We start from the raw sequence: 12920 nt of genomic DNA, 5'->3' as shown, positions 1-12920 counted from the left end.
TATATACTCCCTTTCATGCTGTAGTGAAGTATAGTTTATCACATGGTATACGCAGGAAAAAATGCTATGCTTGTCGTTTTGCCCTCGCAAAGGTATAATTCCCTTCGTATTTCATGAGGCTTTCTTCAGCCAGCCAGTACGTCTTTGAAAAAATCTTATCAAGAAAATAACGATCATGAGAGACAGCGATTATGGTTCCATCAAATTGATCTAAAGCTTCCTCCAATACTTCCTTTGACTCGATATCTAAATGGTTCGTTGGTTCATCCAGAATTAGCAGGTTGTGGTTCTGGTGAACTAATTGTGCCAACCGAAGTCGCATCTTTTCTCCGCCACTTAAGCTTTTCACTTTTTGAAAGACTGTTTTCCCATAAAAAAGGTATTTCGCCAATATTCCTCGCGCATCACCTTCTGTAACATGAACCTGATCACGGAATTCATCAAGTATGGACTGATCACCATCTATCTCAAACATATGCTGCGATAAGAACCCTACTGACAAATTACTGCCTAATTTCATCACACCCTCATCCAATCTTTCAGTACCTAAAATCATTTTCAGCATTGTTGATTTTCCACTACCATTTTCACCAATAATTGCGACTCGTTCCTGAAAGCGGACATGCATATTAATGTTTGAAAATAACTGCTTTTCACCGTAAGCTTTTCGAGCCCTTTCCACGAACACAACATCATTTCCACTTCGTTTATTCGATTGAAAATCAAGGTCAATCTTTTTATGGTCAAGAATAGGCCGTTTCATCAGTTCGATTCGGGCTAAAGCTTTTTCCATACTTTTTGCCCGGCGATGTAATCCGGCATTAGGCGGGTTAGCCTGATTAGCCCATTCTTTCAATCTTTTTATTGTCTCTTTCATCTTTTTAACTCTCTTTTGCTGATCCTCATATTGCTGAAATTCCTGAAGTAAGCGCTCTTCCCGTTCTTTTACGTAATTTGAATAATTGGTAAGATATTTAATCAGTTCACCTTGATCCATCTCCAAAATGGATGTTACCGTTTCATCCAAAAAGTAGCGATCATGTGAAACAATAATAATTGTCCCACTGTAGTTATTGATGAAGTTAGTAAGCCATTCAATCGCTGAGAGGTCCAAGTGGTTCGTTGGCTCATCCAATAGCAGCAGGTCAGGTGACTTTAATAACAACTGCGCTAAACCAACCTTTGTCCGCTCACCGCCACTAAGCTGCTGCCATTCTTTTTCAGCCAGATCATCTATTTTAAGTCCGCTCATGATTCTTCTTATTTGTGAATCAATTTCATAACCGCCATCCTGCTGAAATTTTTCTTGTAAGGATCCATATTTCTCAATATGACGTGTTAGCTCATCAGCGTCCGTTTCCTCTGACATGGCACGTTCCAATTTTGACATTTGCATTTTTAATTCTTCCATAGCCGTAAAAACATCATAGAGTATTGCTTCAACTTTCCTATCTTCAGCAATTTGCGGTACTTGTTGCAATAAACCCACTGTCGAATCTTTTTTCCAGGTAATCGTGCCTTCAACAGGCTGCGTTTTTTTAGCTATTAAATCTAATAGAGTTGTCTTCCCTTCACCATTTCTTCCAATCAAACCTATTCGGTCACCCTGCTTGATTTCACATGAAATCTCTTCAAAGATTGTGTTCGCGGCAATTGTTTGTGTGACATTTTGTATACTGCATATAATCATTATTCTCTTCCTCCATTTAGAAGAGACAACTACTATGGGAAATAAAAAAGACGCTAGAGAGTCATTCTCCACCGCCTTTTTGATGATAATTCCGTTTGTGGGTAGATGTCTCCTACTGATAGTTTTCCGCTAAATTTTTCTTTAGAAAACTTGGCTTATCGCCAAGCTTTAATATAGATAAGCCTTAGTTGCCCTTATGCAGTAAGAAAGTATTTATACTTTCTTAACTGCTAAAAAAGGACATACGTATCCCTTGTAAAGAAACATCGGAAAAAATCGCATAACGCATCCAAAGATATTCTTTGAATTTTGCTATGCCACTACCAGTAAAATTCATCTAACCCACCTCCTTTTAAATTTAGTTTATTCGAAAAACTGTTTTGAGTCAATAATGCCTAGGCTGTTTTCTAAAAGATTGTTGCTTCATCAAAGCAATGAAATCATAACGTAGTTGATATAAACTGCTGCGACACTCGAATCAATCATGATAGACTGTTCATTATATGTTTCCCGTTCAGTATCATCTATTCTTTATTGCTGGATTTCTTAGTCTTTGGATTGTGTATTATTTCAATTTGTTCAAAGGTTTGCGTGAATCGTTCTTGCTCCTTCTTATCTTGTTCCTTATCCGCCATAACGCTCAACTCCTTTCGGTTTAGTACAGTATGCCCTAACTTCGGTCTACCACTAGTTTACTCAGAGATGCGTTACCGTCAATTGAATGATCAAGAACCATTAAATTCAATAAATTCTATCTCTGTTCCCTTGTCGAACATAAATCCTAATCTTTGTGCGATGTTATAGTGTAAATTTATCCTTGCCCGGTTCCAAAAACTGCGAAACTGATTTTTGTTCATTCATTTCACAAGTTCCCTGTACAATTCTTCCGATGAATTATTTCAATTCAAGCTACCTTATTGTAATTCATTACTTTTTGATATAAGTATACTCCCGCCACATAAATGATGCAATTTTAGATAAATTTTAAATTAGTAGGATAATGAATCAGTAAAAATGTTAATATGAACTTATAATTATGTGATTTTTCATTTTTACAGTACAGTGGAATCAGAAAATCGAATAACATACGATAAAAATTTTTAACAAAGGGGAGAATATATTGTCATTCACACTTAACGAAGCAACCATATCCGAGATGCAGAACGAAATGGAAACTGGAAACCTATCAGCAAAGAAGCTAACGATGAAGTACTTAGAAAATATCGCCAAATACAACGAAACGGTTAATGCTGTATTAGAAGTCAATCCTGAGGCTTTGCATATCGCTGAAGCATTGGATGTTGAGAGAGAACAAAAGGGATCACGTGGACCGCTTCACGGAATCCCCATCCTGGTTAAAGATAACATCGATACAGGGGATAAAACACATACCACTGCAGGTTCACTAGCTTTGGAAAACAATTATGCAAAAGAAGATGCCTTTATCGTTAACAAGCTGCGCGAAGCAGGTGCAGTAATTCTGGGAAAAACCAACCTGACTGAGTGGGCAAATTTTATGACAGACGGTATGCCGAATGGATACAGCTCATTAGGTGGCCAAGTTATGAATCCATATGGCCTAGGCAAGTTTGATGTCGGAGGATCCAGTGCAGGCTCTGGAGCAGGCGTAGCAGCTAACCTTGCTGCAGGTGCAATTGGTACAGAAACTAGTGGTTCAATTCTTAGCCCAGCAAGCAGTAACTCACTTGTTGGCATTAAACCTACTGTTGGATTATTAAGCAGAACGGGAATTATCCCGATATCAAATAGCCAGGATACTGCCGGTCCCATGACTCGAACTGTAGAAGATGCTGCCACTTTATTAGGAGCACTTTCAGGTGCTGATGCAAAAGATGCAGCTACTTCACTTATCAAGAAAGGTCTTACACAAGATTATTCCTCAGCCCTGAATATGGACGGATTGAATAATGCCAAACTTGGCATCTCACGTGATTACCTGGAAGGACTTGATGATGAAGAACTAACCATAATTAACACTGCTTTAGCAGATTTACAAAAATCAGGTGCAGAATTGATTGATCCAATTAGCTTGCCGACCAATTTAAACGATGTTAACGTACTCCTTCATGAGTTTAAAAGTGGTGTAAATGCATACTTGAAAAACTTATCCAATAACTTCCCAGTTCATTCGTTAGAAGAAGTGATTCAATTAAATGAATTTTTTGGAGAAGAAGCTCTGAAATACGGACAGACAGTTCTCGAGCAGTCAGATGAGAAAAGTGGAAAACTAGTTGAGGCAGAATATATCAATGCCAGATTAAATGATATTCAGATGTCACAGGAACAAGGTATCGACGGAGCAATGTACGAGAATAATTTAGACGCATTAATATTTGCGAATAATTATGGTGCCGGTATTGCCGCAAAAGCAGGCTACCCTTCCATAACCGTTCCAGCAGGATATACAACAGAAGGAAAACCGGTCGGCATAACATTTACAGGAAAAGCCTTCACAGAAGAGAAACTTATCGAATTAGCATATGCTTATGAACAAGCAACAAAACAAAGAAAAGCACCTATGATTGACTAACTAAGGAGCCAGCTTTCATCGATTAGTTGATGAAACTGGCTCTACTGTTATCTTTGATAGGAAGCAATGGATTCCTTTAATCCTTCATGAAAAGGAGTTTTGGGAATCGAACCAATATTCTCCTCATACTTTCTCCCATCCAAAACTACAGGATCCTCATTCAAATACTGCATCTCTGCAAATTCACGCATTTGTTTATTGAATACACCAAGAAATCTAATCAAGGTTTTCGTAATAGTAAATACACGTTTACTGTATCCAGTTATAGATTTTGCTATATCAATGATTTCCTCACCAGTAATCACATCAGCAGCAGGAATATTCCAGTGTTGTCCATACGCAGCTTCATGCATACTAAGTTCTACCATTGCCTTTGCACCATCAGGAGTGTAAATATGCTCTCTTGCTATATTATGTCTGCCGATAAAACCTGCTTTTTTGTCAGCAACCATCTGTCGTAAGGTATAATTAATTTGTCCATTCTCTACGTAAGGCCCATAAAAATCTGGAAAATGCACTATTAAATAAGGGATTTCAGACTCCTTAATCAATTCACCCATTTCCATGCGTAGTTTCCCTTTTTTGGTATGAGGGTATTTTGGAGTAGATTCATTGACCTTGACACCGGTATTTTTCCCATATGCATAGATATTATCTACAACTGCAAGCTTGGATTTAACTTGTCTTGCAGTTTCAAGTACATTATTCGTTAAGAGATGCAGCTTATCCTCCCACTCATCATACGGAATATTTACTGCATTAAAAATAACATCCACCTTCTCTGCCGCAGCGATTAATTCGGTTTGATTTAAAATGTCTCCGGGATGAATTGTCACATTTGGGTCTGTATGAAACATGTTCTCTAGTTTTCCTTTAGTTCGTGCAAATGCCTTCACTTTAATATTCCGCGCCGACAGCTCCCTAACTATTGAATACCCCATACCACCTGTCGCACCCAATACTAATGCTACTTTCATTTTTATTCCCTCCTATTAATTGACCAGTGTTTAATTATTAGTAAAAAAATAAAGTTGTTTAAACTCTATCTTTTTGTCCATTCAAGTAATAAATTAACGTGCGCTTCCGCCATACTTTTTGCATCTTTAAAATTTGCTACGTGCCTTATATAATGTGTTACAAACCCATGTAATGATAAAAATATAGACCATATCTCCTGTACGGTTAAATGCTTGTCACTTAACTGGGATACATAGTAAGCAAACTTTTGATACGTTTGCATTGGACTCTCATTTATAAAAGTACGAACTTCTTCATCCTTGACCAAGAACATAATTTCATAATGGCTTTGATGGGTTAAGCCAAACTCAATATACCCCATTAAGATATTTCTTAGTTTTTCATAGTCTTCTATTTCTTCTAAAACTAATTCGTCAATCATACTATCCAGCATGATAAAATGATCTTCAACTAGAGCATAGAACAACTCCGCCTTGTTTTTAAAATGATAATAAATTGCTCCATGACTGTAGTTTAACACTTTTGCAATTTGCCGCATTGAAACAGATTGGTACCCTTTTTCTACAAACAAATCTCGTGCAGCATTCATAATCATTTCGCGAGTTAGTTCTTTTACTACTGCTTTTCTGGCTGCCATTTAATTATCCCTCATTTATTTAACCAGTGTTCAATTAATAGTATATCCTATCTTGCAGTAATGTCAATAACGTAATAATTAAATTATAAAACAAGCTACTTCTTAAGAAGTAGCTTGTTCTTTCATTACCTATGATATTTGAAACTCCGCTTATTGCCAAACCTCAGTTGAGCTTATCTAGTTAGAAAGTAGTTATGCTTTATCGACTGCCAAGAAACAATCTTTGGTATGATCATTAACCATCCCTGTTGCTTGCATAAATGCATAGCAAATAGTCGGGCCAACAAATTTGAACCCGCGTTTCTTCAGGTCTTTACTCATTGCCTCTGACTCTTTAGTGGAGGCGGGGACATCAGCATGCGCATCCCAGCTATTTAGAACGGGTTCACCACCAACAAAATTCCAGATATAACTGTCAAAGTCACCAAATTCCTCTTGAATCTGTAAGAACGCTTTTGCATTCGTAATAACTGAATTAACCTTGAGTTTGTTCCGGATGATTCCTTCGTTATTTAACAGCTTTTCAATTTTACCTTCATCATATTTACTAACGATCTTGGGATCAAAGTAATCGAAAGCTTTTTGGTAGTTTTCTCTTCGCTTTAATATCGTGATCCAACTTAAACCTGCTTGAGCACCTTCCAATGAAAGCATTTCAAACAATTCCTGATCATTATGTGTTGGCCTTCCCCATTCATGGTCATGATAGTCGATATATATTTGTTCATCGGTTACCCATTCACAGCGTTTTCGTTTTATATCCATTTGCTACTCACCCTTCTTTTCAATCTCATTTTTTTCATATGAAATCCAGTCACTGAAACTACCAGGATAAAGCTTAACATTTTTATAGCCAGCTTTCTTCAAAGCTAGCACATTCGGACATGCGGAGACCCCTGAGCCACAAGAGACGATTATCTCATCTTCTTTAGATAATGAGGAAAAATTCTCTTGAAGGTCAGTGTCATTTTTCCAGTTGCCATTCTCATCCAAAACATTCTTCCAGAAGTAGTTTTTGGCTCCAGGAATATGCCCTGCTTTTGGATATAGTGGTTCTGTTTTTCCTAAATAACGATCTCTGCTACGTGAGTCAATTAATACTGCAGATTTATTACCCAGCTTTTCCTTCACTTCATCAATGTCAGCAACCTGGTTTTTACGAAAATTTGGCTGAAAATCTTTTGCAGATAGAGTCGGTATTTCCGATGACACCTCATGTCCTTGCTCTACCCAACGTTCGAACCCACCATCCAAAAGATATACGTTGTCGTGCCCAATGTAATGAAGCAACCACCATAAACGCGCGGCGAACATATCATTTCGCTGATCATAGATTACAACTGCTGTATCATGGTCAATTCCAATATTGCCTATTTTTGCAGCAAACATATCCTTATCTGGTAATGGATGATTACCACCGTGCTTCTCTGCTTTTCCTGATAAATCTTTGTTCAAATCCAAATAAACCGCATGTGGAATATGGCTTTCCAAATAAGCTTTTCTCCCGGCCTCAGGGTCATTCAACTCAAAACGGACATCAACGACAACAGTATTCTCTAACTTGTTTTCCAACTGTTCCTTAAGCCAAGTATCATTAACTATCTTTGACAAAATCACCCCTCCTCCTAAATAATTCTTTCTATCTTATATTCTAAACTAATTTCTATTTCCTTTCTAAGTTTATGATAAAATTAACTAAATAAGGAGGTGAATACATATGAAAAAAACGTTAATCGAACGCCTAACAAGGTATGTAAAAATCGATACACAGTCTGACGAAAGCAATGAAAGTACCCCATCTACACCAGGTCAATTTGAACTTGCTAACTTATTGGTAGATGAGCTGAAGACAATTGGTATGACTGATGTAACAGTCGATGACAACGCATATGTAATGGCAACGCTGCCATCAAATTCGGACAGAAAAGTACCCACAATTGGATTCCTGGCGCATCTGGATACTGCTACTGATTTCACCGGAAAGGGTGTGAATCCGCAAGTGGTGGAAAACTTTGATGGGAATGACCTTACATTGAACAAAGATTTAGGAGTAACTTTAACTGCTAAAGATTTTCCTGAGCTCCCAGGCTACAAGGGACACACCCTCATAACTACAGACGGGACAACCTTGCTTGGTGCAGATAACAAAGCAGGAATAACTGAGATTATGACTGCGATGGATTATTTAATCAATCATCCTGAGATTAAACATGGAGACATACGTGTTGCCTTTACACCTGACGAAGAAATCGGCCGCGGCCCTCAAAAGTTTGATGTGGAACGATTCAATGCTCCTTTTGCATATACCGTCGACGGTGGCCCATTGGGAGAATTACAGTATGAGAGCTTTAACGCTGCAGCTGCCAGAGTCACCTTTAAAGGCAACAGTGTGCACCCTGGAACTTCTAAGAATAAAATGATTAATGCAGGAAAATTGGCAGCGGAATTCATCAACAAATTCCCCCAACACGAATCACCTGAGCATACAGAAAAGTACGAAGGCTTTTACCACTTGATTTCCGTTAATGGTGATGTCGAGAAAACTGTTGTAACCTATATCATTCGTGATTTTGATAAAGATAATTTTAAATCCAGAAAAGAAACAATGCGTAAATTTACGAATGACATTAACGAAGCCTATGGCGAAAATTGTGCAGAACTGGAAATGGCTGATCAATATTACAACATGCGCGAGAAAATCGAGCCTGTAAAAGAAATTGTTGATATCGCCTATGAAGCTATGACAAATTTGAACATTGACCCCCTTGTAAAACCAGCTCGCGGCGGCACAGACGGTTCACAGCTTTCCTATATGGGTTTACCGACACCGAACATATTCACAGGCGGTGAAAACTACCACGGAAAATTTGAATATATTTCAGTCGATAACATGGAGAAAGCAACAAATGTAATTGTTGAAATCACTAGATTATTCGAATCAAAATAAGACACAACAATGCTGGATTCAGGCACAATGAATCCAGCATTATTATTTTATATCACCTTACTTATCGAGAAATTTCACACTAACTACGAATAAAAAACGAAGCTACTAGTCCACCCGATAACAATATGGCCAAAACGACAAAGGTTATAAAAAAACTTCCTGTTTGCATTAAACCACTGGTAACAATTGGCCCAAGTGATGCTCCAATAAATAATATAAACGTATATATTGATGCAGCAATTGCCCTGATGTTTCCACTCCATTCACCAATTAACGTCATAATTGCTGGAAATGTTAGTGAAATACCGGCTACATAAACTACACTCATACAAATGATTACTGGTAAATTAGTGTCTACCCCTAACATTACTAATCCGCCTACCGAAACCGCTAAACCCACTCGTAAAACCACTAACAATCCTAACTTCTTTGCCAAAAATCCGGTGAATGGTGAAAGAATCATTCCAGCTAATCCTGCAGTCCGAACGTAGAGAATTTCCTTATCCCTAAGGTAAAAAGGCGCGTTTTTTAAATAATCACCAAGCGCGGTATACATACCAATAAAGGTTAGCAGTAACATGATCGTAATTACATAGCATAAACGGAAGTTTTTTTGAGCAAAGATTTTTTTCACTTGTTTGATGTGATAAGCCATACTAATAGGAGTATTTTCGCTTTTGGTTGTTGGCAATATTTTAGCAACTGCAAGCAAACTAACTAGGTATAATCCTCCAAATAATATAAAAACAAAATGCCAATCAAACGTTTGATCAATAAATCCTGCTACTACCTGACCGAAGATTCCCGCTGTTAAAAATCCAAAGCTAGTAAAGCCAATTGTTGTAACCAGCTTACGCTTTGGAAAAACATCAAACACGTAAGCTAAAGCTGCTGGAGCAAATGCTGCTGAGATAAATCCTTGTAATGCTCTAAGTATTATTAGCCATATGAGATGATTCACGAACCCGATCGCAAAGGTAACCAGTGAAAGAACACCCAGACCAAATACAATCATTTGTTTTCGGCCATAACGATCAGCTAACGGACCCAAAACTAAAAATCCCACCGCATAAAACAGAGAAAATATACTTCCCGTCCACGCAGCGGTTGTTTGAGTTACTTGAAACTCCTTTACAAACACACCAATAAGAGGAGTAGTTACATACACACTTGAGACAACAATCAACGCACACCAAAAAAGTAAAAATGTTATCAAACTATAATTGGGTTCAACATGCTTTGGCATGCTTGTCATAGCAGTCACACCTGTTCCCTCCAGTCATATTCACTTCAATATAACTATGAGAGAGGCGAAATAATTGTGTTTTTCCCCCAGAGCATTTAAAGCTTCGGACAGAAATAAACATTGCTTCAATATCCTTAGAAAATAGACTCACTCTAATTATAAAGCAATATTCATGCAATGATGTAAATACCAATTCGTGTAGACGACTAAAAACATCAAGTGTTATGATATTTAATGGATTAAAAGAAAACTATGATTCTAATACTATAATCGAACCAGAAGCTCAAAAAGTGGCATTTTTGAAATAAAAAAATATTTTCCCTCTATCAATGACACTTTTTTACCTTCATATACGAATAGTAGATAGAGGATAACAGGGAGAGAACATGAATGCTCAAAAAAGGATTATCAGTCGCTTTTGCACTGATGACACTACTATTCCTAGTAGTCGCATGCAATAATCAAGAACCTAAAGATAGAAATACCAATTCAGCACCAACTAGTGAAAAAAATGGTCAGGATATGAAAGAAGAACCAGAGGAGGAAGATGTAACACTGCCAGAAACAACTTTGCATAAAACGGACCAGGGTGAATCTGTTCAGTCCCTGCAGGAAATTCTTAACAAAGTAGGGTATTCACTTACCGTGGATGGTGAGTTCAATGCTATGACAACCTGGGCAATCACAGATTTTCAAATGCAACAGGAAGGCATGGATGTCTCAGGGATATATAATAAAGCTACAAAAGAAGCTCTCAGAAAATCACTTGAAAACGAATCATCGATAGAGCCAGCATCAGGACTGGCAAAACCGGATAATGATAAGAGTACTGTCAGTAACCCACATGAAATTTTAGCACTAGTAAATAAAGAACATGCATTACCAGCAGACTTTGTTCCTCGTAATCTAGTAAAACCAGATGTACGATTCCCTTTTACTGGTTCGGTACCTAAAATGCAAATGCGTCAAATTGCAGCAGATGCACTAGAAGAAATGTTTCAGGCAGGAGACAATGCCGGGATTGATTTATTCGCCCAATCAGGGTATCGCTCCTATGATAGACAGGATGCTATATTTGCCTCTAACGTTGCACAGCACGGTGAAAAAGTTGCAAATACATTTAGTGCAAGGCCTGGAGAAAGTGAGCACCAATCCGGTTTAACAATGGATGTAACTAGTCCTGATAATGGATATGAATTAACAGTCGAATTTGGTGAAACTGACGAAGGAAAATGGGTACAACAGCATGCTGCAGAGTATGGATTTATCATTCGATACCCTAAAGGTAAGAAAAAAATCACCAAATATCAGTATGAACCATGGCATTTACGCTATGTTGGACAAGATGCCGCTGAGGAGATTATGCAAAAAGGGCTAACCTTGGAAGAATACCTTGGGGTAAAATAGAGTTAATTTAGCACGATGAATGCCAAAGTTACTTTAGCGGACACCAGGGACCTTATTTGATGGAAACAGTCTTTTTATATGCTGATAAATGTTAAATAAGGGCTCCTATGTCCGCATATCACCTCAAAAGCCACTTTTCATCAGAGATAGTGGAACGTATGTCCGCCAGCAATGTAAACGATTAACTTTTGATAATTCAATCCTTAATATTTGCCCCAGATACTTACCATTCTTATGTATTAGCGGTTACTCTCATCTTCAGCAACCTGTTTCACACGGTTTACAAACTTCACAACTACTTTGTTGCTAATGGCTAGCTTTATCAATAGTTTCATGAACCATTTTAGTGGCTGGTTTGTTGTTTCATAACGGAAATAAGTTTTGCTTTCATCTAACTTTTTCAGTTCATAGTGTGCTGTAATATCAAACATATTAGCCAATGTAAAACCAACCTTCATTTCTTTATAATCAGGCTGATTTTGGTAAAGTAATGTCTCCACATCGTACTCTTCTACACGTTTACCTTCCTTATATTTTTGACGATGGATACTGCCCACTAACTCGTCCGTGACCTTGACTGGTTCATTTGCAATAACATTTGGCATTACTTTTTGCATATTCTCCAACGTGCCATCTAAAAGTTTCCAAACTTGTTCAATAGGTGCGTCAATTTCAATTTCCTCTGACCATTTTTTCATTTCAAAAAACCCCTTTCATCTTCATTATACCAGTGAAAGCGGTTTGAAAATAATTTAAAAGAATTTATTAGGGGATTAAAAAAAGAGAAGATTTCTAAGAGGTTAAACTATTTCATGCGCGGATTTTTCGCCACTGTCAATTCGCGTGTCAAGCGCTCGAATACGTTCCAAGGCAACATGATCTTCAATCGTTTTATAATGATGATTTCCATTAATTTCTTCATCAGCCTCGTCGGCAAGTGCAACAACTTTTTGCAATGGCTTTAATTCCAGTTCGCCATTGGGTAAATACGAATCTGTATGCAACAGAATAGCGACGGCAATTTCTTTTGCCACATGACGATCTTCCCCAATACGGACGAGCAGTTTATGTGCACGACTTGCCCCTTTTATTGCATGAATATCACTTTCCTTGTATAGCTCATAATCCCATGCCCCATCGCGATACCACGTATAATGTCCAATATCATGTAAGAGTGCTGCCTTTGTTGCATGGTCTGGGTTAACATCATATCTTTTGGCAAACATATAAGCATATTCTGCAGCAGCAATCGCATGTGCAGTACCTGAACGCTTAAGGCTTTTTTGAGTAATCGGGTGTACGAAAATACCTTCTAAGGATACATTGCGCATTTGAAGTCCTCCTTTCTTTTAATAATATTATACTTTAAATGATAATAACCGATTTATGGCATTTTTAAACATATGACAGCATAATATTAAAAAAATGATTACTTTTGATTGTTTTTGATTTTTTATGATTGAA

General features: G+C 37.6%; 12 protein-coding genes. 3 read left to right on the top strand and 9 right to left on the bottom strand.

All coding sequences use genetic code 11. The annotated features are described in order from the left end of the window. Nucleotides 1-64: 64 nt before the first annotated feature. Complete coding sequence (gene abc-f, locus BLS02_RS16510) at nt 65-1690, bottom strand: ribosomal protection-like ABC-F family protein (protein WP_092494133.1); 1626 nt, start codon at nt 1688-1690, stop codon at nt 65-67. Nucleotides 1691-1913: 223 nt separating this feature from the next. Next, nucleotides 1914-2027: an RAxF-45 family protein gene (locus BLS02_RS19370; protein ID WP_302846755.1), complete on the bottom strand. Its 114-nt coding sequence runs from the start codon at nt 2025-2027 to the stop codon at nt 1914-1916. A 783-nt stretch (nt 2028-2810) separates the two neighbouring features. Between BLS02_RS19370 and BLS02_RS16505 the strand changes: the two genes are divergently transcribed. Continuing rightward, nucleotides 2811-4241 carry an amidase family protein gene (locus BLS02_RS16505; protein WP_302846754.1) on the top strand — a complete coding sequence of 477 codons (1431 nt, stop codon included), beginning with the start codon at nt 2811-2813 and terminating at the stop codon, nt 4239-4241. 47 nt (nt 4242-4288) lie between these two features. On the opposite strand, the gene BLS02_RS16500 is transcribed toward BLS02_RS16505, so the two are convergent. From BLS02_RS16500 to BLS02_RS16485, 4 genes are all read right to left on the bottom strand, one after another. Further along, entirely contained in the window at nt 4289-5218 is a 930-nt protein-coding gene (locus BLS02_RS16500; RefSeq protein WP_092494131.1) for an SDR family NAD(P)-dependent oxidoreductase, read from the bottom strand. Nucleotides 5219-5283: 65 nt separating this feature from the next. After that, nucleotides 5284-5856, bottom strand: coding sequence for a TetR/AcrR family transcriptional regulator (locus tag BLS02_RS16495; protein WP_092494130.1), 573 nt, complete (start codon nt 5854-5856; stop codon nt 5284-5286). A gap of 192 nt (nt 5857-6048) precedes the next feature. After that, complete coding sequence (locus BLS02_RS16490; RefSeq protein ID WP_092494129.1) at nt 6049-6621, bottom strand: DNA-3-methyladenine glycosylase I; 573 nt, start codon at nt 6619-6621, stop codon at nt 6049-6051. Between the two features lie 3 nt (nt 6622-6624). Beyond that, nucleotides 6625-7467, bottom strand: coding sequence for a sulfurtransferase (locus BLS02_RS16485; RefSeq protein WP_092494128.1), 843 nt, complete (start codon nt 7465-7467; stop codon nt 6625-6627). 106 nt (nt 7468-7573) lie between these two features. Between BLS02_RS16485 and pepT the strand changes: the two genes are divergently transcribed. After that, a complete protein-coding gene (gene pepT / locus BLS02_RS16480) occupies nt 7574-8803 on the top strand; it encodes a peptidase T (protein WP_092494127.1) in 1230 nt (409 codons plus the stop codon). A gap of 79 nt (nt 8804-8882) precedes the next feature. Here pepT and BLS02_RS16475 read toward each other — a convergent pair whose 3' ends face one another. After that, entirely contained in the window at nt 8883-10058 is a 1176-nt protein-coding gene (locus BLS02_RS16475; protein WP_092494248.1) for an MFS transporter, read from the bottom strand. A 381-nt stretch (nt 10059-10439) separates the two neighbouring features. On the opposite strand from BLS02_RS16475, the gene BLS02_RS16470 reads away from it, so the two are divergent. Then, entirely contained in the window at nt 10440-11456 is a 1017-nt protein-coding gene (locus tag BLS02_RS16470) for a D-alanyl-D-alanine carboxypeptidase family protein (protein WP_092494126.1), read from the top strand. Between the two features lie 239 nt (nt 11457-11695). On the opposite strand, the gene BLS02_RS16465 is transcribed toward BLS02_RS16470, so the two are convergent. After that, a complete protein-coding gene (locus tag BLS02_RS16465; RefSeq protein ID WP_092494125.1) occupies nt 11696-12154 on the bottom strand; it encodes an SRPBCC family protein in 459 nt (152 codons plus the stop codon). Nucleotides 12155-12256: 102 nt separating this feature from the next. Continuing rightward, the gene (locus tag BLS02_RS16460) at nt 12257-12787 is read right to left on the bottom strand and encodes an HD domain-containing protein (RefSeq protein WP_092494124.1); all 531 of its coding nucleotides are present in this window, start codon (nt 12785-12787) and stop codon (nt 12257-12259) included. Between the last annotated feature and the right edge of the window lie 133 nt (nt 12788-12920).

The sequence above is a fragment of the Virgibacillus salinus genome, from assembly GCF_900102415.1.
In the GTDB taxonomy this organism is placed as follows: Bacteria; Bacillota; Bacilli; order Bacillales; family Amphibacillaceae; genus Lentibacillus; species Lentibacillus subterraneus.
Note: the sequence above shows the minus strand (reverse complement) of the source record. Positions and strands in the feature narration are given on the sequence as shown.